The 19228-nt window shown below is 63.6% G+C and carries 19 protein-coding genes and 1 pseudogene; 10 read left to right on the forward strand and 10 right to left on the reverse strand.

Translation table 11 applies throughout. The annotated features are described in order from the left end of the window. Window positions 1-70 precede the first annotated feature (70 nt). Genes LB552_RS16555 through LB552_RS16570 form a run of 4 tightly spaced genes read right to left on the reverse strand, consistent with a single transcriptional unit; the run spans window position 71 to window position 2997 of the window. The gene (locus LB552_RS16555) at window positions 71-592 is read right to left on the reverse strand and encodes a CoA-binding protein (RefSeq protein WP_095767630.1); all 522 of its coding nucleotides are present in this window, start codon (window positions 590-592) and stop codon (window positions 71-73) included. Beyond that, window positions 589-1344 carry a GNAT family N-acetyltransferase gene (locus LB552_RS29795; RefSeq protein WP_224608342.1) on the reverse strand — a complete coding sequence of 252 codons (756 nt, stop codon included), beginning with the start codon at window positions 1342-1344 and terminating at the stop codon, window positions 589-591. Before LB552_RS29795 ends, LB552_RS16555 begins: the two co-directional genes overlap by 4 nt. Window positions 1345-1354: 10 nt before the next feature. Continuing rightward, complete coding sequence (locus LB552_RS16565) at window positions 1355-2131, reverse strand: AAA family ATPase (RefSeq protein ID WP_224608345.1); 777 nt, start codon at window positions 2129-2131, stop codon at window positions 1355-1357. Between the two features lie 44 nt (window positions 2132-2175). Beyond that, window positions 2176-2997, reverse strand: a complete 822-nt coding sequence (locus LB552_RS16570) for an enoyl-CoA hydratase (RefSeq protein ID WP_224608348.1) — start codon at window positions 2995-2997, stop codon at window positions 2176-2178. A gap of 138 nt (window positions 2998-3135) precedes the next feature. Between LB552_RS16570 and LB552_RS16575 the strand changes: the two genes are divergently transcribed. The 4 genes from LB552_RS16575 (at window position 3136) to rpsI (ending at window position 5498) form a co-directional block, all read left to right on the forward strand. Next, on the forward strand, window positions 3136-3600 hold the full coding sequence (locus LB552_RS16575; protein ID WP_224608350.1) for a PaaI family thioesterase: 465 nt from the start codon (window positions 3136-3138) through the stop codon (window positions 3598-3600). A gap of 80 nt (window positions 3601-3680) precedes the next feature. Next, entirely contained in the window at window positions 3681-4292 is a 612-nt protein-coding gene (locus LB552_RS16580; RefSeq protein ID WP_224608352.1) for a LysE family translocator, read from the forward strand. 271 nt (window positions 4293-4563) lie between these two features. Next, a complete protein-coding gene (gene rplM / locus LB552_RS16585) occupies window positions 4564-5028 on the forward strand; it encodes a 50S ribosomal protein L13 (RefSeq protein WP_040983169.1) in 465 nt (154 codons plus the stop codon). Further along, window positions 5028-5498, forward strand: a complete 471-nt coding sequence (rpsI, locus tag LB552_RS16590) for a 30S ribosomal protein S9 (RefSeq protein WP_040983171.1) — start codon at window positions 5028-5030, stop codon at window positions 5496-5498. The genes rplM and rpsI overlap by 1 nt, the downstream gene beginning before the upstream one ends. Window positions 5499-5555: 57 nt before the next feature. Here the strand turns inward: rpsI and LB552_RS16595 are convergent, their stop codons facing one another. After that, window positions 5556-6464 (reverse strand): LysR family transcriptional regulator, encoded by a 909-nt coding sequence (locus LB552_RS16595; RefSeq protein WP_224548238.1) that lies wholly within the window; start codon window positions 6462-6464, stop codon window positions 5556-5558. Window positions 6465-6559: 95 nt separating this feature from the next. On the opposite strand from LB552_RS16595, the gene LB552_RS16600 reads away from it, so the two are divergent. After that, complete coding sequence (locus LB552_RS16600; protein WP_224608354.1) at window positions 6560-7432, forward strand: aldo/keto reductase family oxidoreductase; 873 nt, start codon at window positions 6560-6562, stop codon at window positions 7430-7432. Window positions 7433-7747: 315 nt separating this feature from the next. Here the strand turns inward: LB552_RS16600 and LB552_RS16605 are convergent. After that, window positions 7748-8796, reverse strand: a pseudogene (locus LB552_RS16605) (glycerophosphodiester phosphodiesterase family protein). Between the two features lie 83 nt (window positions 8797-8879). Then, window positions 8880-10094 carry an acyltransferase family protein gene (locus LB552_RS16610; protein ID WP_224608355.1) on the reverse strand — a complete coding sequence of 405 codons (1215 nt, stop codon included), beginning with the start codon at window positions 10092-10094 and terminating at the stop codon, window positions 8880-8882. Window positions 10095-10218: 124 nt separating this feature from the next. Here LB552_RS16610 and speB point away from each other — a divergent pair, with 124 nt between their 5' ends. Together speB and argC are read left to right on the forward strand one after the other, a co-directional pair. Continuing rightward, a complete protein-coding gene (gene speB, locus LB552_RS16615; RefSeq protein WP_224548273.1) occupies window positions 10219-11220 on the forward strand; it encodes an agmatinase in 1002 nt (333 codons plus the stop codon). Between the two features lie 29 nt (window positions 11221-11249). After that, on the forward strand, window positions 11250-12182 hold the full coding sequence (gene argC, locus LB552_RS16620; RefSeq protein WP_224608357.1) for an N-acetyl-gamma-glutamyl-phosphate reductase: 933 nt from the start codon (window positions 11250-11252) through the stop codon (window positions 12180-12182). A 52-nt stretch (window positions 12183-12234) separates the two neighbouring features. On the opposite strand, the gene LB552_RS16625 is transcribed toward argC, so the two are convergent. After that, on the reverse strand, window positions 12235-13326 hold the full coding sequence (locus LB552_RS16625; protein WP_224608359.1) for a COX15/CtaA family protein: 1092 nt from the start codon (window positions 13324-13326) through the stop codon (window positions 12235-12237). Between the two features lie 151 nt (window positions 13327-13477). On the opposite strand from LB552_RS16625, the gene LB552_RS16630 reads away from it, so the two are divergent. Then, on the forward strand, window positions 13478-13693 hold the full coding sequence (locus LB552_RS16630; RefSeq protein ID WP_040999884.1) for a DUF2842 domain-containing protein: 216 nt from the start codon (window positions 13478-13480) through the stop codon (window positions 13691-13693). Window positions 13694-13726: 33 nt separating this feature from the next. Here the strand turns inward: LB552_RS16630 and LB552_RS16635 are convergent, their stop codons facing one another. Continuing rightward, window positions 13727-14785, reverse strand: a complete 1059-nt coding sequence (locus tag LB552_RS16635) for a polysaccharide deacetylase family protein (RefSeq protein WP_224608361.1) — start codon at window positions 14783-14785, stop codon at window positions 13727-13729. A gap of 90 nt (window positions 14786-14875) precedes the next feature. Between LB552_RS16635 and LB552_RS16640 the strand changes: the two genes are divergently transcribed. Further along, a complete protein-coding gene (locus LB552_RS16640) occupies window positions 14876-16105 on the forward strand; it encodes a GNAT family N-acetyltransferase (RefSeq protein WP_224608363.1) in 1230 nt (409 codons plus the stop codon). 55 nt (window positions 16106-16160) lie between these two features. Here the strand turns inward: LB552_RS16640 and LB552_RS16645 are convergent, their stop codons facing one another. Next, window positions 16161-18392 carry a GumC family protein gene (locus tag LB552_RS16645; RefSeq protein WP_224608365.1) on the reverse strand — a complete coding sequence of 744 codons (2232 nt, stop codon included), beginning with the start codon at window positions 18390-18392 and terminating at the stop codon, window positions 16161-16163. A 263-nt stretch (window positions 18393-18655) separates the two neighbouring features. Between LB552_RS16645 and LB552_RS16650 the strand changes: the two genes are divergently transcribed. Then, window positions 18656-19219, forward strand: coding sequence for a polysaccharide biosynthesis/export family protein (locus LB552_RS16650; RefSeq protein WP_095767646.1), 564 nt, complete (start codon window positions 18656-18658; stop codon window positions 19217-19219). Window positions 19220-19228 lie beyond the last annotated feature (9 nt).

The following is a 19228-nucleotide window of genomic DNA, read 5'->3' on the forward strand; positions in this document are numbered from 1 at the left end:
CGCGACCTGCGACGAACGCCCGGGAAAATCCATTTCGTCCCGGAATAATTTTGCGCGAACTACCGCGTGCTTATTTCTGTCTTACGCCGAAGCTCTGAAATCCCTGGCGCATCACAGGTTTTTTCGACGACAGCACGCCGGAGTTGACGCCGGTCCAGCCGATCTCGCCGGATAGCTTGCCGTATTCGATCTTCGGGCAGCGGTTCATCACCACCTTGATGCCGACAGCTTCGGCGCGGGCAGCCGCCTCATCGTTGCGCACGCCAAGCTGCATCCAGACGACCTTGGGCAGCGGGTCGAGCTGCAGCACCTGGTCGACGACGCCGGGCACCGCCGCCGAGCCTCGAAAAATGTCGACCATGTCGACCGGCTGCGGCAGGTCGGCGAGGCTGGCGTAGACAGTACGGCCAAGGATTTCCTTGCCGGCATGGCCGGGATTGATCGGGAACACCGAAAAGCCCTTGGCTAAAAGATATTTCAGCACGAAGTAGCTTGGCCGCACATCGTTGGGCGAAGCGCCGACCATGGCGATCGTCTTCACCGAATTCAGGATGCCGGCGATGTAGCTGTTGTCGTAGGTATCGTGGTTCATGCTGCGACGGTCTTCCTGCGGTAATGATAACGATAGAGCTCGCGATTGAAGCCGAGCGAGGCGTAGAGCGCGCGTGCGGGCGTGTTGTCGGCGACCACTTGCAGGCAGCCGGCCTTGGCGCCCGTCCGCCTGGCCCAGCCGATCAACCCGCCGACTGTCCTGCGGCCGAACCCCTGCTGCCTGAATCTGGCGTCGGTTTCAACTGCCTCGACGACAAGCAGCCCGTTGCGGATGACGCCGAAGGCAAAAGCTGCGATTTGGCCATCACGCTCACACGACACGAACGCTCTGTCACCCACGATCAAGCTCGTCATATGGCGAAAGATGCGGCGCTCCGCCTCGTCGTAGCCGCCAGTACGGAAGCGCGCCTCGAACCAGTTCTCCGTCGGCGCCGCTGAGAACGTGATATCGCCATCATTGTTTCCCTCAAGCACGTCGATCTGGGCATGGAGGTGTATCGTATCACCTTCCCTGTCGTAGCCGCGACGGTCGAGTTCGGGTTCCAGTTCGGCGGCGATATCCGGGATGCGGAACAATGGTGTCTGACCATGGCCGGCATAGAACGCTTCCGCGGCATCGATTACTCGCTCAGGCGCGCCGCGCAGGCCACGCATGGGATTAGCGGAATTCGGCCGCCTGATCCGCCCGCCTGAACGGCGAAAGATCCATCCGAGAGCGACGGTCTCACGCGCAGGAGGCCACGCCTCGCGGCAGGCGTCTTCCACTTCCCAATTGAGATCTTCCCGGTTCACGCGCCCACCGCTAATCATCGCCTTCCCGCAGCGCCTCCTCCATAAACATCCCAGGATCGCTGCAGAAGTCGCGCATCATGCGAAAATGATCGGTGTCCTGAAAATCGATCAGGTCGAGGCCGAAGCGGCCGATGCGGAAGAGCCGTGCGTTCGGGCAAGCCATCAGCAGCGGCGAATGCGTTGCCATGATCACCTGCGCGGTGCCGGACTGCTCCATGCGTTGAAGCAGTTTCAGCAGCTCGATCTGGCGCGTCGGCGACAGCGCGCTTTCCGGCTCGTCGAGGATGTAGATGCCTTGCCGGCGGCAGCGCTCCTCGAAGAAGCGGATAAAGCCCTCACCATGCGACCATGACAGGAAATCGGGCGGCGTTCCGCCAGATTCCCTCGCCGCTTCATCGAGGTAGCGGGCAACGGAATAGAAAGACTCGGCGCGAAAAAACCAACCAGCGGTCACCTTCGGCAACCAGTGACACCGAAAGCTATCCGCCAGCCCTGCGCCGCTCTTGTCGATGGCAATGGAATGGTCGACCGGACGGTAGCCTTTGCCGCCGCCGGCCTCGTCATAGCCGGCCAGCGCGCCGATGGCTTCGAGCAGCGTCGATTTGCCGGTGCCGTTCTCGCCGACAATGATGGTGATGGCGCTCGTGAATTCAAATTCGAATTCGCGGCCGTGGAAGATCGGCAGGCTCCACGGATATTGCTCCCAATCCGCGACGCGCGACGGCTCAAGCAGGATGCGCTTGAGATAGGGCGCTTTCAGCCGCGTCAGTTGCTTGCGGGCAGCCACGTCGAACCTTCAGCGATGGAATGGCTCGGTTCCATTCAAGCCGGCTACTCGTCGGTCCATTCGGGCTTGCGCTTGCCGATAAAGGCACCGATGCCTTCCTCGGCGTCGCGCGCCAGCATGTTTTCCACCATCACGCGGCCGGTATGGGCATATGCATCGGCCAACCCCATTTCGGCCTGAGCATAGAAAGCCTCCTTGCCGGTCTTGACGGCCAAAGACGATTTGGATGCAATGGTTTGCGCGTATTTGTTGACAACCTGAATCAGATATTCGCGCGGCACGATACGGTTGATCAGCCCGAACTCCTTGGCGGTCGCCGCATCGATCGTCTCGCCGGTGAGCAGCATTTCCATCGCCTGCTTGCGCGAGACGTTGCGCGACAGCGCCACCATCGGCGTCGAGCAGAACAGGCCGATATTGACGCCAGGCGTGCAGAAACTCGCCTCATGCGAAGCGATGGCAAGGTCGCAGCTGGCGACCAGTTGCAGGCCGGCGGCGGTGGCGAGGCCGTCGACCTCAGCGATCACCGGTTTCGGGTGGCGCACGATCGTCTGCATCAGGTTCGCGCAAGCCGCGAAGGTCTTTTCGAAAAAGGCCTTGCCCCGATCCGGCTCGGCGCGATGTGCCGTCATCTCCTTGAGGTCATGGCCGGCACAGAACACTTTTCCCGACGCCGCCAGGATGATGACGCGCACGGATCTGTCGGTCTTAACGCGATCGAATTCGGCCTGCAGCGCCGCCATGGTCGCCAGCGACAACGCATTGGCCGGCGGGCTGGCGAGCGTGAGGCGCAGGATGCCCTTGTCCTGGCTGACAAGAACAGGACCGTCGGCGATGGCGGGCTTGATGGCGACGACTTCGGCCACTTTCAAAAACCTCATGCTTATGGAGCAACAGAACTAGCACGCTGCCGGTTGAAGAACAGCCGCGAGACGTGTTTTCTCCGTCGCACCGTTTGGTCCAGGCGCACCGCCCGGAGCTGCTCATTCATATAGGACGTCGCCATGCCCGCCCAAAGCGATCTGAAGCCAATGCTCAACGCGGCGGAAGTCAATGCACTAATGGCAAGCGTCTATCCGCAGCTCAACGACAATTTCACCTCCTATGAGGCGATCGACGTTTTTCCGGGCGGCTGCACAGTGCGGCTGAATGCCGACGAGCGGCATCTGCGCCCCGGCGGCACGGTATCCGGTCCGGCGCTGTTCACGCTGGCCGACATCGGCGGCTATGTCTGCGTGCTCAGCCATGCCGGCCCGGACGCGCTTTCGGTGACGGTCAACCTCGACATCAATTTCATGCGCAAGGCCGAAGCCGGTCCGATCGACGGCCATTGCCGGATCCTGAAGCTTGGCAAAAGCCTGATGGTGTTCGATATCGATATTGTCGCCGGCTCGGACGGACACACTGTCGCGCACGCCACCGGCACCTATTCGATCCCGAGGAAGCGAATAAGCGACAAGCCGGCCTGACGTCTTGCCGGAACTCCCAGTCGATAGGTTCGTTCTGCGGCATGCCCGATGTTACGACCTACCTTGCCTTCGTCGGCGCCGTGCTCGCCTATCAGCTTTCTGGTGTCGGTCCGGACATGATGCTGGTGATCAGCCGCGGCGTCGGGCAAGGCTGGCGCCATGCCCTGGCGACTGCAGCGGGCTGCGTATCGGCCGGCGTCGTCCAGATTCCATTACTGGTAATGGGGCTTGCCTCGCTGATCACATCCTCCCCATCTCTTTACAGCTTCCTTCAGATCGTCGGCGCCATCTATCTGATCGCCATCGGGATCAAATTCCTGTTGGCCCGTCGGTCGGGCAAAGGTGGCGGCGCGTCTACCTTTGCCGAGACGAGCAGTATCCCAGCCGCTTTCCGGCAAGGCGTGATCTGCAATCTCACCAATCCGACGACGCTCGCTTTCATGCTGGCGGTGCTGCCGCAATTCGTTCATCCCTGGGTCGGTTCGCCTGCACTGCAGTTCATCATTCTCGGTACGACCATGAAGATGATGGGACTGGTTGTCCTCAGCGCCGTCGCGTTGACCTCCGGCGCGGTTGGCGGCTGGCTGGGGCACCGAGGCACGTTCGTCGTTTGGCAAGAAAGGCTGGCAGGAGCCTTGATGATCGCGATCGGCGTCAAGCTTCTCCTTGCCGCCGTGACCGGGCGGCGGTGAACGAAAGAGAGCTATTTTGACAAATAGGTGTGAGGTAAAATAATACCTTCTACCTTAGCTATTGAATTTAAAAGGCTTTTCGCGACCATAAACCGTAACCGACGCTTGACGCGCCAAACACCCTCGCCTATAAGCCGACCCGAAGCAGCGGCCCGCAAAGGCCGCCGTTTTGTTATTGGCGGAGCGGCTCCGGTCATCCCGTCGATCCAAGCAACAAGAAACGCCTTCTCTGTCCCTCCTGGACGGGAAAGGTCAAACCTGAGAGCAAAACATGGCTACCTTTTCGCAGAAGCCTGCGGATGTGGTGAAGAAGTGGGTGCTGATCGACGCCGAAGGTCTCGTCGTCGGTCGTCTGGCCACTGTCATCGCCAACCATCTGCGCGGCAAGCACAAGCCCACCTTCACCCCGCATGTCGATGACGGCGACAATGTCATCGTCATCAATGCCGACAAGGTGGTGTTCACCGGCAAGAAATACACCGACAAGGTCTATTACTGGCACACCGGCCACCCCGGCGGCATCAAGGAGCGCACCGCGCGCCAGCTGCTCGAGGGCCGTTTCCCCGAGCGTGTCGTCGAGAAGGCCGTCGAGCGCATGATCCCGCGCGGCCCGCTTGGCCGCCGCCAGATGAAGAATCTCCGCGTCTATGCCGGCGCCGAGCATCCGCACACCGCCCAGCAGCCCGTCACGCTCGACGTGGCCAAGCTGAACTCCAAGAACAAGAGGGCCTCGTAATGGCTGAGCTTTCCTCGCTCGCAGAACTCGGCACAGTCGCCGCGCAGCCGGCCGCGCCCGTGCATGTCCAGAAGCTCGACAAGTCGGGCCGCGCCTATGCCACCGGCAAGCGCAAGAACGCCATCGCGCGCGTCTGGGTGAAGCCGGGCTCCGGCAAGATCACCGTCAACGACAAGGAATTCGCGAGCTATTTCGCGCGTCCGGTGCTGCAGATGATCCTCAACCAGCCGATCGTCGCGGCCAACCGCGCCGGCCAGTACGACATCGTCGCCACCGTCATCGGCGGCGGCCTCTCCGGCCAGGCGGGTGCGGTGCGTCACGGCATCTCCAAGGCGCTGACCTACTATGAGCCGGGCCTGCGCTCGGTGCTGAAGAAGGGCGGCTTCCTGACCCGCGACAGCCGCGTGGTCGAGCGCAAGAAGTACGGCAAAGCCAAGGCCCGCCGCAGCTTCCAGTTCTCGAAGCGCTAAGCGATACGATATCCAAGTTTACGAAAGGCCGCCTCCGGGCGGCCTTTTTTGTTCTACTTACCAGTGCCCGGCCGGCGTCCTGATGTAGTCGATGAAGGCGCGCAGCGGCGCCGGCACCAAGCGGCGCCCGGGATAATAGAGAAACGGCCCGGAGAATTCCTGCCACCACGGTTCCAGCACAGGTTCCAGCGCGCCGCTCTCGAAATGCGGGCGTACCCAGTCCTCGAAGAGCCAGAGAATACCGACGCCGGCGATCGCCGCATCGATAGCGAGATCGACGCCGCCGCCGATGCTGACGACCAATGGCCCCGTGGTATCGACCCGCACCACTTCACCATCCCGTTCGAACTCCCAGGGCGTCATGACCCCACTCGGGAAGCGGCCGCGCACGCACGCATGGCCAAGCAGGTCACGCGGATGCTGCGGCCGACCGTGCCGATCAAGGTAGGCTGGCGCGGCCGAGGTGGTGAAACGCTGCGTGCGCGGCCCGATCGGCACGGCGATCATGTCCTGCTCCAGCCGCTCGTCATAGCGGATGCCCGCATCGCAGCCGGCCACCAGCAGGTCGACAAAGTTCTCCTCCGCGATCACCTCCAGCCGGATGGCCGGATATGCAGCGAGAAATCCCGGAACAATCTTCGGCAGCACCAGCCGCGACGCACTTATCGGCACGTTGAGGCGCAAGGTGCCGGCAGGTCGGTCACGAAAACCGTTCACGACGTCGAGCGCGGCCTGCACCTCACCCAGCGCGGGGCCAAGACGCGCCAGCAGGCTGGCGCCTGCCTCGGTCAGTGCAACACTGCGCGTGGTGCGATTGAAGAGCCGCACACCAAGCTGGGTTTCCAGACGGCGGACGGCTTCGCTGAGCACTGAGGCGCTGCCTGCAGTCACGCGGGCCGCTTCGCGAAAGCCGCCGGCGCGAGCGACGGCCATGAATGCTTGGAGATCGTTGAGATCAGCCGCCATTGTTCTTATTTCCGCACAGGTCGTGCCGGTTATACCCGGTTATCAGGACAGCAGCCATCCCTTATCTCCCTCGACGACAGCGAAGGAGAGCAACAATGTCCAGTGTAGACAAATCCGGTACTTATAAACTCGGCGACCGCTCGGTGCATCGCCTCGGCTATGGCGCCATGCAGCTTGCGGGCAAAGGCGTGTTCGGCCCGCCGAAAGACCATGACGCGGCGATTGCCGTGCTGCGCGAAGCGGTGTCGCAAGGTGTGAACCATATCGACACCAGCGACTACTACGGGCCTTATGTCACCAACAAGCTGATCCGCGAGGCGTTGGCGCCCTACCCCGACAACCTCACCATCGTCACCAAGATCGGCGCCCGTCGTGGGGAAGACGCCTCCTGGCTGCCGGCTTTTACAGCTGATGAGCTCGAACAGGCCGTGCACGATAATCTTCGCAACCTTGGCCTCGAGGTGATGGACGTCGTCAATCTGCGCATCATGTTCGGTGTGCACGGTCCAGCGGAGGGCTCCATCGAAGCGCAGGTCACCAAGCTTGCCGAGCTTCAGCGCAAGGGCCTCGTGCGCCATATCGGCTTGAGCAACGTCACCCGCGCGCAGATCGCGGAAGGCCGCAAGATCTGCGACATCGTCTGCGTGCAGAACCAGTACAATCTCGCGCACAGGGACGACGACGCGCTGATCGATGAGCTCGCGCGCGACGGTATCGCCTATGTGCCGTTCTTCCCGCTCGGCGGCTTCAGCCCGCTGCAGTCGTCGACGCTCTCGGACGTCGCGGAACGGCTCGGTGCGACGCCGATGCAGGTTGCGCTGGCATGGCTGCTGCAGCGCTCGCCCAACATCCTGCTTATCCCGGGCACGTCGTCGGTCGAGCATCTGCGCGAGAATCTGGCGGCGGCAGAGCTCGAGCTGTCGGGGGCGGTGCTGCGGGAGCTGGAGAGCGTGGCGAAAGCGGCGTGATGGACGATTAGCTGATCTCCCCCCTTGTGGGGGAGATGGCCGGCAGGCCAGAGGGGGGCGTGAAGGAACGCGGCGCTGCAGGATCAAGGTTCCTCGCCCCACGAATGTGGGGAGAGGTGGCTCGGCGAAGCCGAGACGGAGAGGGGAGCGCCCTACGAAGGCCCCCTCTCCGTCCGCTTCGCGGACACCTCTCCCCCACCTTTGGCGGGGGCGAGGAACCCAAGCACCGTTACGCCGGCGGGACAGCGCCCCCTCTGCCCTGCCGGGCATCTCCCCCACGAGGGGGGAGATTGGCAGCTCCAGCGCCAACGCCAGCTAATTGATGCTCGCCGTATGCGCCGGCTCAGCAGTCCTGCCGTCCGTCGTGTAAGGCACGCGATAACCATTGGCCGTCAGCCACGCGATTGCCGCCTTCGGCTCGTCGGTCTGAATGATGGTGGCGCCGCGGTCGACCCAGAAACCCCAGGCTTCGCGCGGCAGGCTGGCGGCGACGGCAAGCTCGTCGCCGCGCCCCCCGGCGAGGAAGCCGCCCGGCTTGTTGACGACGGCGTAGGTGTCGGCCCAGAGGTGCCAGTCGCCCCGCGCCGCTTCCGCCCGCATGCGGGTGCTGAACAGCGGCCCGCCGGTCGATGTCAGCGTCTCGGCGCCGTTGCGCCAAGTGATCAATTCGACGGCGCGCGGCGCGAAGGCCTTGTCGACCTCGCTGGCGAAAACTGCATCATGCACGGCGTCGTCGGCAAGGATCGGCATGAACTGGAAGCCGCCGCCGGCCTGGGTAAGTGCCGCGCTCGCGGCATCGATGCGCTGCCGGTTCCAGAGGTTCTCCTTGACGATCACCTGATCGGCCATGCCGAGATCGCGCGCCTCCGCGACCATGCCAGGCAGGTCGGTCACCTCCAGCTTGTTGTCGAGGTTGATCAGGATCCTGTCCCTGGTCGTCAGCAGCATCTCGCGCAGGGTCGACACGGTCTCGTCGGTGACGGCGCCCGTGCCCTCGATGACCAGCCGGCATTTCTTAAGCTCGGCCAGCGTGTATTTCACCACCTCGCCCTTGCACGTGGTCGTGCGGTCGAGCCAGCTGTCATGCATGATGACGAATTCGCCGTCTTTCGCGCGCCGGACGTCGACCTCGACGATCTCGCGATCGAGCCCTCGACCGCGGCCAGCGAATTCTCGGCGTAAAGCGTCTTGCCGGCCTGCATGCTGCCGGCGCGATGCGCGGCGATCATCACGTGGTCACGCCACTGGTTGGCATGCTCGAAGCGGTCGAGAATCTGGCTGGCGCGGCTTTCACCGGCTAAGCTTTGCCCCGCAACGGTGGCAAGGGCGGCGGAAAAGGCAAGGCTCAGCCAGAGTGTTCGCATCGGGGAATCGCACCGTTCCGGGTTGGGACCCGGTTAGGCGATGCCCATGACAGCGCGGTGAACGAAGCCGGCTAGTTTTTGGATCAGATCCGCTTGGAAATGCGGCGGAACCAGGCCAGTGCCGGCATTTCGACGAAGCTCCATGTGAACCACGACGCGGCAATGACGGCGATCAACATCGCGGCCAAAGCCGCGAAGCCGATCCAGGGCGAGCCGGGGCCGAAGCCGGTCGCATGGTCACCGCGCAGCATCAGGTCGCCGACTATGCCGAGCCCGAGCTTGCGTTCGATCAGGCCGCCGACATTGATCATGCGGGTCTGGACGAAGATGTGGACCATGTAGATCGAATAGGAGAGCGAGCCGAGCAGCAGCATCGGTCGGCTGCGCAAGGCCAAGCTGACCCACCCGCCCTCATGGGCAAAGAGATAAAGCGCCAGCGCGAACACGACCGGCGCGGCAATGCCGGCGTCATTCGTTCCCGCCACCGAAACGAACAGCGCGATCACGACGATCATCGCCAGCTCCGCCAGCGTCCAGGCGAGGCGCCCTGCCCCGCCGCTCAGCGCCTGTCGCGCCTCTGCAATGGAATCGTGCTGAAACCAGGCAAGCAGCGCGCCGAGCGAGAAGCCGTAAAGACAGCGGAGGAAGCCGAAATCGAAGGACACGTCCATATGACGCGTCGAGACCGCGAGCAGGAAAAGCGGCGCCGTCGCGGCTGCGGCAACGAGCCATATCCAGGCGCGCTGGCCGGCGGTGAACACGACGGCGGCGAAAAGCAGATAGGTGAAGAACTCGGCCGAAATGCTCCAGCTCGGCGCATTCCAGCTCAGATGATCCTCAACGCCCATGCCCTGCAGAAGGAAAAGGTTGGCGACCAGGCTCTTCAGGTCGAAGCCTGCGGTGAAGGGCGCCGGGCCCGTTCCGTGAAGCGCCGGCAGCACGAGCCGCAGCGCCTCGAAGCCGGCGAAGGCTGCGAGCATCAGGAAATGCAACGGATAGATGCGGCCGAAACGCACGAGCGCGAACCGTGCAAGGTCGTCCTGCCCGGCGAGCCGCCCGCCATAGGCGCTGGCAATGACGAAGCCGGAGAGCACGAAGAAGAAATCGACGAACAGATAGGAGCCGCCGACAAAGGCGCTCTGCGACACTATCGAGGTGGTCGGGAAGTGGAACAGCGCCACCAGCAGCGCGCAGATACCGCGCCAGGAATCCAGCACCAGGAAACGCTCTCCGGCCGTCGTGCCGACACGGGTCGCGGCGGGCGCGGATGCAAGATTGAGCAAGGCAGTCTCAGCCATAATGATACAGATCCTGTGTTGCCGTGGCACTCGCCGAGCGCCGCTTCGTTTCCGCAAGCTGTGACTGGCATGTTGCGTGCCGGTTCTGTAGTTGTGGCTGCCCCGACGAAACCGAGGATTCCTAATGGCGAACAATGAGATCGACCACGCCTTCACCGCCCGCTCCAAGACGGGCGCGTCGTTCGAGCCGACCTATGCCGGCGCGCTGTCGTTCATGCGGCGCAAATATACGAAGGACGTGAAGGGCGCGGACGCGGTCGTGTGGGGCATTCCCTTCGACGCCGCCGTCACCAACCGGCCCGGCGCCCGCTTCGGACCGCAGGCGATCCGCCGCGCCTCGGCGATCCTCGACAACGATCCGCAATATCCATTCTCGCGCGACCTCTTCGAGCATCTCTCAGTGGTGGACTATGGCGATTGCCTGCTCGACAGCGGCAATCACCAGAAAACTCCCGGCACGATCGAGCGCGAGGCGGCCAAGATCCTGAAATCAGGCGCGTTCCTTTTGACGCTGGGCGGCGACCATTTCATCACCTGGCCGCTGCTCAAGGCGCATGCCGCGATCCACGGGCCGCTGGCGCTCGTGCAGTTCGACGCGCACCAGGACACCTGGCCCGACGACGGCAAGCGCATCGATCACGGCTCCTTCGTCGCCCGCGCGGTGAAGGAGGGGATCATCGACCCCGATCGCTCGATCCAGGTCGGCATCCGCACGCATGCACCCGACACGTTCGGCATCAAGATCCTCTACGGCCATGAGGTCGAGGAGATGCGCGCCTCCGACATCGCCTACGCGATCGTCGAGCGCACCGGTGGCAAGAAGACCTATCTCACCTTTGACATCGACTGTCTCGACCCGGCCTTCGCGCCGGGCACCGGCACGCCGGTGGCAGGCGGCCCCTCCTCGGCCAAGATGCTGTCAACACTGCGCCAACTCGGCCAGATCGACATCGTCGGCGCCGACATCGTGGAGGTTGCGCCGGCCTACGATCATGCCGATATAACGGCGATCGCCGGATCGATCATCGCCATGCATTATCTCGGTCTGCTGGCAGAGCGAAAGGCGCGGCTCGACGAACTGAGCAACGGCAATCATGCCGCGGCAAATCACGCCTACGGCATATGACATTGGAATCGCGAGGAATTTGGCAAGCGATGAAACCGAAAATCTTCATTGACGGCGAGCACGGCACGACAGGCCTGCAGATCAGGGCGCTGCTGGCCGACCGTGACGACCTGGAGATCATCTCCATCCCGACGGAACGCCGCAAGGAGACTGCCGCCCGCGCCGAGATGCTCAACGCGGCCGATGTCGCGATCCTTTGCCTGCCGGATGCGGCGGCCAAGGAAAGCGTGTCGCTGATTACGAACGATACGACCAAGGTGATCGACGCCTCGACCGCGCATCGCGTGGCCGAGGGGTGGGAATATGGCTTCGCCGAAATGGACAAGGACCAGGCGAAGAGGATCGGCAGCGCGAAACGCATCGCCAATCCGGGCTGCTGGCCGCAGGGGCCGATCGCGACGCTGCGGCCACTGGTTGCGGCGGGCCTGCTGCCTGCCGACTTCCCGGTCACCGTCAACGGCATTTCCGGCTATTCCGGCGGCGGCCGGCCTATGATCGAGGACTATGTCGGCAAGGGCGAGGACGCGCCCGAGTTCCTGCCCTACGGGCTGACGCTGCAGCACAAGCATGTGCCGGAGCTCCGCACCTATGCAAAGCTGTCGCATGACCCGATCATGCAGCCGGCGGTGGGCAATTTCGCGCAGGGCATGATCACCGTGGTGCCGCTGCAACTCGGCGGTCTCGACCGCGTTCCGACCGGCGCCGAGCTTCACGCGGCGATTGCCGACCATTATGCGTCGATCGATGGCGGCGTGGTCGAGGTCGCGCCCTACACCCTCATAGAGCGCATGCCGGAGATCGATCCGGAGATTTATAACGGCACCAACCGGATGAAGGTCTACGTGTTCGCCAATGACGAGAGGGCGCAAGCACTGCTGATGGCCGTCTACGACAATCTCGGCAAGGGCGCGTCGGGCGCCGCGGTGCAGAACCTCGACCTGATGCTCGGCATCAAGCACTGAGCGGTCGTGAACCTGGAGCTTGCTACCGCCGAGGCGATCCGCAAGGTTCGCCTCAGCCTCTGACGCGTATATCGGTCGGCAGCGGATAGGCGCCCTTGGTGCCGCGCCAATGCGCGGCAGCGAAGCCAAGCAACACAAGCGCGATCGTCTGATGCGTCAATGCCATGTGCAGCGGCACCTGCATCACTAGCGTGCCGATGCCGATCGAGGCCTGGACGACCACCAGCGCGAACAGAAGCGTGGCCCGGCGGGCATGGGTGGTGCCAGGCTGGCGCCGCCACGTCGCGACCATATGCCAGAGTGCCACGACAAAGATCGTATAAGCGCCCAGTCGGTGGACGAACTGCACCGTCTTCGGGTTTTCAAAGAAGTTCAGCCAGGCGGGCTTCAGCAGAAGCAGATCGGAGGGGATCACCTTTCCATCCATCAGCGGCCATGTGTTGTAGGAAAGGCCCGCGTGCAGCCCGGCGACCAACCCGCCGAGATAGATCTGGATCAGCGCCAAAAGCACGATGACGCCGGCGAGCCGCTGCGTCGACCGGTCGGCGGCGGGCTCGGAATGCGGCGCCAAGCCTCGCGCCACCACCATTGTCGCCGTGAAGATCAGCGCGGCAAGCGTCAGATGCGTCGCCAGCCTGTATTGGCTGACCGAGACGCGGTCAACCAGGCCCGAAGCCACCATCCACCAGCCGATGGCGCCTTGCAGTACACCAAGCAGAAGGATGCCGACCAGCTTCAACCCAAGGCCTCGTTCGATGCGGCGCGTCGCCCAGAAGAACAGCAGCGGCAAGGCAAAGACCGCCCCGACGCCGCGCGCCAGGATGCGGTGCGCCCACTCCCACCAGAAGATCGATTTGAAATCCTCGACGCTCATGCCCTTGTTGATCTCGGCATATTGCGGGATCTGCTGGTAGCGCTGGAACTCTTCCTGCCATTCGGCGTCGTTGAGCGGCGGGATGACGCCGTGTATCGGCTGCCACTCAGTGATCGACAGACCCGAGCCGGTGAGACGAGTGGAACCGCCGACCAGCACCAGCGCGACCAGCACGAGCAGCACGACGTAGAGCCAGCCGCGCACCAAAGCGCGGTTGTGCAGGTCGCGGTCGCGTGTGGCATAGGGGGCTGTGGCGGTGATGGCAGCCATTTCGCATTCCCGGCGGTTGAAACGCGAGATTGGTGGACCAAGGCCGCTCAACTGGCAAGACTGGACAGCGCGGCACGCCGTCGCGCCGGGTCGCGACGGTTGCGCGCTCTTGTCATTCGGCCTAAGCGGGGCGGGTCAACGGAACCGCGACATGCCCATTCGCCTGAAAAAGCTGATCGGAACCATATTGCTTGTGGCGCTGGTCGTCATCTACGCGCTGATCGCCTCCGCCGTCGCGGTCACCAGGCTCGCCGAATACGGGCCCACAGCGCATCTCCTGTTCTTCCTGCTCAGCGGCTTTCTCTGGGTTCTGCCGGCCATGGCCATCATCAAATGGCTGATCATCGAGCCGCGCCCGAAGGGCTGATCCTCACCTGGGCCAGGCAAGCGCGAGGCAGGCCTAGACCGTAACGATCATCTTGCCCGCATTGGCCAGCGGCGTCGTGATGCCGGACAGCATCGTGCGGATATGCGCAAGGCTTTGATAGCGGCCATTGACAGAGATGCGCGGCAGCGCGTGCAGGAAGCCGGCATGCTCGGCGCGCAGCACACCATGCCGCGTGGTCACCGCCGAGGCATAGCCTGCGTCGCGGGCAAAGCCCACCTCGCGGCAGCCGACCGCGCTGGCATAGCCATAAGGGTAAGCCAGATGACGCGGCTCCTCGCCGAGTTTTTCCGCGAGGACGCGGCGGACGTCGCCGATCTCATGGCGCGCATCGGCCTCGGACAGCCGCTTCAAGTTCCGATGATTGACGGTGTGCGCGCCGATGGTCACCAACGGGTGCGCGGCCATGATGCGAAGCTCATCCCAGTTCATCAACGTGCATGGGCGGCCCGAGCCGATTTTGAACCCAGTCGAACGGGCGAGCTCGCGCAGCGCTGCGCCTTGCTCTTCCTCGGGGACTTCCAAGGTCAGCCAGGCGTTCAGCCGCGCGACGGCCTGGATCTTTCGGCCTTGTGTCGAGCAATCGATCGCCGTCGACTTGCCCCCCATCGTCAGCGTCAGGCGCGAGCTGGTGTCGACGATGTCCTCGATCACGTCCCACCAGAGATCGACGGCGCCATCGATCAGGCCGGGGGCGACGTAGATGGCGATCGGCGCGCCGTGTTTTTCCAGGATCGGAAGCGCCTCGGTCATGTTGTCGCGATAGGCGTCGTCGGCCGTGATCGTGGCGAACTGGCCGCCTTTCCCGCCCGTCTTGATGCGTTCGATCGCTTCATCAAGGGAAACAAAGGCATAACCCTGCCCCTTCATGTCCGAGATCAGCTTGTCGAGGAAAGTGGGAGCGATGTTCAGATGCCGATTGACGCTGTTCGGCTTCTCCGGTGTCGCGGTGACGCGGTGCAGCATCAGGATAGCGCCGATGCCGCCGACAAACGGCCGCGCCAGAGGCGCAAGGCCGGAGTAGCGGGCAAGGTTCAGCGCCAGCTTCCGGATTGCATCGCCCCCGTCGATCATTCCTTCACCTTTTGCGCCTAGGCTTATTCAAGCAAGACATTCGCCTATGCGAACCCCAGGTTGCAACCAATACGTCTTAAGGATTGAGGGATGGTTGACGCCACCGCGTCATTTGATGGCAATCGGGTCGCGGCCGACGAGATTTCCGCGCGCCCGATGCGAGCCGATCAGGGTCGGTGGACTGTCATCGTAAGCGACGACACCGGTGTTGCCGACTATGTTCAATTCTGCGCCTCGGCGCTGTTCGCGCCGGCGCAAAGCGCATTTTGGGTGAGCAACTGGGTGGCCGCGACCGGCGCCGACATGGTTGTCGCGACGCTGGACTGCGATGCTCGCCCGGCGCTATCTTTGGCGCTGGAAGTTGTGCGACGCGGCCCATTCAAGGTTGCCCGTTTCGCCGGCGGTCGGCATGCTAACGGCAATTTCGCCGCCGCCGACCCGCGTTTCCTGCCTGCTATCGACGGCCAGGCGATCCGCGCGATGTTCAAGGCAATCGCCCGAACGCGGTCGGACATCGACCTGATCTCGCTGGAAAGGCTGTTGCCCGACCTTGATGGCGTCGCTAACCCGCTGGCCGCGCTGCGCGGCTTCCCAAGTCCGAACCTTGCGCTTGCGGTCGATCTCGACGGCGGGTTCGACGCGCTGCTGTCGCGCGCGAGCGGCAAGCGCAAGCGCAAGAAGCACCGCTCGCAGACGCGCAAGTTCGAGGCGGTCGGCACCTTCCGCCGCATCGAGGCGCGCACACCCGAGGAGGTCGACAGGCTGCTCGATGCCTTCTTCGAGATGAAGGAAGCGCGTTTCGCCAAGATGGGCATCGCCAATGTCTTCGGCGACAGGCAAGTACGCGACTTTTTCCGGGCGCTGTTCGCCGATGCGCTGGCCGAGGGAAAGCCGCCCTTCCTGCTGCACGGCTTGGATGTGGCGGGCAAACTGCGCGCGGTGACCGGCTCCAGCCGGTCCGGCAAGCGGCTGATCTGCGAGTTCGGCGCCATCGCCGAGGACGATCTCTCGTCCGCCAGCCCGGGCGACTTCCTGTTCTTCGACAACATCCAGGAAGCCTGCGAGCTTGGCTTCGATGTGTATGATTTCTCGGTCGGCGACGAGCCTTACAAGCGGCTCTGGTGCGACATCGAGGTCCAGCATTTCGAGGTGCTTGCGCCGCTGACGCTGAAGGGCCGGGTGCTGGCGGCAGGGCTGCGGCAAGGCGCGCGCGCCAAGGCCTTCATCAAGAACAACCCGACGGTCTGGAAGCTGACCAAGGTGCTGCGTCGCAAGGCTGCCGGACAGGCAGCGCCCGCTCCCGCCGAGGACGATAACTGACCGTCGCCGTCTAACGGCCGGTTTTTTCGGCGCGGCCCGATCCTTCGCGCTATATTCAAGCCGCCGACCGCCTGCCCGGCACCGGTGTTCCCGGAGGTTCGTGGCCGACCGGTGTGACCAGCGTCAGGTTGGGATAGCCGTTCTCGATCAGCTTGACCGCGGCCTGCGTCACCTGGTCGTCGGCTTCCAGCATGGACAGGAAGACTTCGGTGCCGTCACCGACCAGGCGGCCGATGCCTTGCGCGTCGGCCGGGCCGCATTCGACCACGACGAGATCGTAGGCCGTGGTCAGCGACTGCATGATGATCGGCAGCCGATCGGCGGCGCGCATGGCGCGGACCGGATCGGCGGTGCCGACCGGAATGACATGCGCATCCGAATAGAGATCGGGATGGATGACGTCGCTGAACTGCGCTTCGGAAGCGAGCAGATTGGTGATGCCCGGGAACAGGCTCGAGTCCAGCATCGGCCGCGACGCCGCGCCCGATGCCGTGAGGTCAAGCAGCAGCACGCGCAGGCCGGCGTCGGATACTTCACGCGCCACGAGCACGGCGGAGGCGGCCGCCTCGTCGCCTTCCGGCGATACGAAGATCGCGCGCGCCGCGCCGGAAGAGATCAGCTTCTCGGCAGCCCTGTCGACATCTATCTCGCCGAGCCTGGACGGACCCGGCTTGGGTTCCGGCTCGGGCATTGGTTGCTCTGCCGCAACGGTGTCGGCTTCAAATGTCTCATTCTGCGCGATCGGCTGTCTCTCCGGACGTCGCTCGCTGGCCATGGACGTCTCATAGGATGCGAAAGAACTGTGGTCGTCCTCGATTTCGGCTACAACCGGCTCGGTGCGCGCAGCGGGCATCGCCACCTGCTCGATATCGGTGAAACGGGCGCCGGCGGCCGGACGCATGGCACGGCCCGAGAACAGCTCGCCAAGCAGCGTGCCGATCGCCATCAGTAGCAGCGAAGCGGCGGCGGCCGCCCCGGTGATCGGCCCGATCTTCGGAAAATAAGGTTGCGACGGCACCTGGGCCTGCGCGATCAGGCTCGCCGCCACAGGCGAGTATCTGCGATCCTTGCGCGAGGCTACCGCATTGTAACTGGCCATATAGGATTCAAGCTGTTGGCGCTGAACGTTCGCGTCGCGCTGCAAGGCATCCAGCTGCACCTGCTGCTCGCCAGCGCGCGCTGACGCGGCCTTCAAGGTGTTGACGTCCGCGATCAGCTGACCCTCGCGGGCCTTCGCCGTCTGAGCCTGAGCCGACAACCCCCGGATGATCTTTTGCGCCTCGTTGCGAATCTGGCCGTCGAGGTCGGCAAGCTGCGACTTCAGCGCCCGGATGCGCGGATGATTGTCCAGCAGGGTTGTGGAAAGATCGGCGATATTGGCCCTCAGCTCCACCTGGCGCTCGCGCAGGCGCTGGATCAAATCGGAAGACAGGACCTCCGGCACGCTGTCCAGCGAACCGCCATTCTGCAGCGCCCGGCGCACGCTCTCGGCACTCGCCTCGGCGGCGGCGCGGCTGGCGCGCACACGCGACAATTCGCTCGACAGCTCCGAGAGCTGCTGAGTCGGAAGCACCGAATTGTTGCCGCCCATCAGCAGGTCGGACTGGGCGCGGAACGCGGCGACCTTGGCCTCGGCATCCCTCACGCGATTCTGCAGATCGGCGATTTCCGGCGCCAGAAAGTTGGTCGCGGCGGCGTTCGATTCGAGCTTGGCGTCACTCTTCGAGGCGATATAGGCCTCGGCAATGCCATTCGCGACCGCTGCGGCAAGCTTGGGATCCTTCGAGGCGAACTCGATCGCGATCGCGCGCGTCTTTTCAACGGCGTAAACATTGAGCTTGTCGTGCATGGCGTTCAGCACACGCTCGTCCGGCGGGATATCGAAGGGATCGCTTTTCAAGCCGACGAGCACAAGCACACGCCCGAGCGACGACATTTTCAGCGTTTCGTCGAACTCCGGCAACTTGTCCAGGTTGAGCTTGGTCGCCACCTGCTTGAGGATGTCGGGCGAGGAAATGATCTGGACCTGGGTGGCCACGCCCTGCTCGTCGAGAATCGGCTTATCGTCATCGTTGGTGCCCGGCGGCCGGGTGTATTCCGATTCGCGCGAGCCGATCTCCAGCTTGGCTGTCGCCTTATAATAGGGCGTCGCGAGCCAGGCGAAGGCGAAGGCCAGCCCGGTGACCAAAAGCGTGACAAAAACAATGCGCAGCCAGTTCCTCGCCAGGCTGGCGAAAAGCTGTCTCAGATCGACATCGACGTCTGCGGCCGCTGACTGAACGGACATGCATCCTGCTCCGAACTTTGAGTCGAAGCTGGACCGTAAAGAACTATGGTAACTCACCCGTTAAGATCAGAATGAATGCTTATTAGAGGGCGCTCAAAGAAGATTGCTCGAAAGCAATAGAACAATTGGGCTTTTTACCGATCTCCGCTCTCCCGGACCGTGCTCCTTTACCGCCCATTAACCCTAACAGGATGATAACGGTCGCACTTTCCTGGGGTTGTGCCGCGGCTTGCGGCAAGAGCGATGAAGGTTCCTGGCCGGTCATGAAAAGCACTGCTTCCCTCTTTCGCGCTTTGCTTGCCCTGTCGCTGCTCACCGGCTGCTCGAGCTACCGCCCGACACCCGCCGCCTTTCATGAAGTGCTCGATCAGCCCTACCGGCTCGGCGCCGGCGACCGCGTCCGTGTCACGGTGTTCGAGCAGGACGGGTTGACCAACACCTACAGCGTCGACCAGTCCGGCTATCTGTCCTTTCCGCTGGTCGGCGCGGTGCCGGCGCGCGGCCACACCGCGCAGCAGTTGGAAAAGGCGATCGCCGACAAGCTGCGCCAAGGCTATCTGCGCGATCCCGACGTTTCGGTCGAAATCGACCGCTACCGGCCGATCTTCGTCATGGGCGAAGTGGGCGCTGCCGGGCAGTATTCCTACGTGCCGGGACTCACCGTGCAAAAGGCGGTGGCCATTGCCGGCGGCTTCACGCCGCGCGCCAATCAGGAGAGCGTCGACATCACCCGCGATATCAACGGCAAGGTGATGACCGGGCGGGTGCTGACATCCGATCCACTCCTGCCCGGCGACACCGTCTACGTCCGCGAACGGCTGTTCTGAAAAACCCGT

This window comes from Mesorhizobium sp. CA7, from assembly GCF_020165015.1.
Classification (GTDB): Bacteria; Pseudomonadota; Alphaproteobacteria; order Rhizobiales; family Rhizobiaceae; genus Mesorhizobium.

Excerpts from the sequence above, each read along its gene's own strand:
- LB552_RS16555 (WP_095767630.1), bottom strand. The coding sequence starts at position 592 with ATGAACCACGATACCTACGACAACAGCTACATCGCCGGCATCCTGAAT.
- LB552_RS16575 (WP_224608350.1), top strand. The coding sequence starts at position 3,136 with ATGCCCGCCCAAAGCGATCTGAAGCCAATGCTCAACGCGGCGGAAGTC.
- rplM (WP_040983169.1), top strand. The coding sequence starts at position 4,564 with ATGGCTACCTTTTCGCAGAAGCCTGCGGATGTGGTGAAGAAGTGGGTG.
- rpsI (WP_040983171.1), top strand. The coding sequence starts at position 5,028 with ATGGCTGAGCTTTCCTCGCTCGCAGAACTCGGCACAGTCGCCGCGCAG.
- LB552_RS16595 (WP_224548238.1), bottom strand. The coding sequence starts at position 6,464 with ATGGCGGCTGATCTCAACGATCTCCAAGCATTCATGGCCGTCGCTCGC.
- LB552_RS16600 (WP_224608354.1), top strand. The coding sequence starts at position 6,560 with ATGTCCAGTGTAGACAAATCCGGTACTTATAAACTCGGCGACCGCTCG.
- LB552_RS16610 (WP_224608355.1), bottom strand. The coding sequence starts at position 10,094 with ATGGCTGAGACTGCCTTGCTCAATCTTGCATCCGCGCCCGCCGCGACC.
- speB (WP_224548273.1), top strand. The coding sequence starts at position 10,219 with ATGGCGAACAATGAGATCGACCACGCCTTCACCGCCCGCTCCAAGACG.
- argC (WP_224608357.1), top strand. The coding sequence starts at position 11,250 with ATGAAACCGAAAATCTTCATTGACGGCGAGCACGGCACGACAGGCCTG.
- LB552_RS16625 (WP_224608359.1), bottom strand. The coding sequence starts at position 13,326 with ATGGCTGCCATCACCGCCACAGCCCCCTATGCCACACGCGACCGCGAC.
- LB552_RS16630 (WP_040999884.1), top strand. The coding sequence starts at position 13,478 with ATGCCCATTCGCCTGAAAAAGCTGATCGGAACCATATTGCTTGTGGCG.
- LB552_RS16635 (WP_224608361.1), bottom strand. The coding sequence starts at position 14,785 with ATGATCGACGGGGGCGATGCAATCCGGAAGCTGGCGCTGAACCTTGCC.
- LB552_RS16640 (WP_224608363.1), top strand. The coding sequence starts at position 14,876 with ATGGTTGACGCCACCGCGTCATTTGATGGCAATCGGGTCGCGGCCGAC.
- LB552_RS16645 (WP_224608365.1), bottom strand. The coding sequence starts at position 18,392 with ATGTCCGTTCAGTCAGCGGCCGCAGACGTCGATGTCGATCTGAGACAG.
- LB552_RS16650 (WP_095767646.1), top strand. The coding sequence starts at position 18,656 with ATGAAAAGCACTGCTTCCCTCTTTCGCGCTTTGCTTGCCCTGTCGCTG.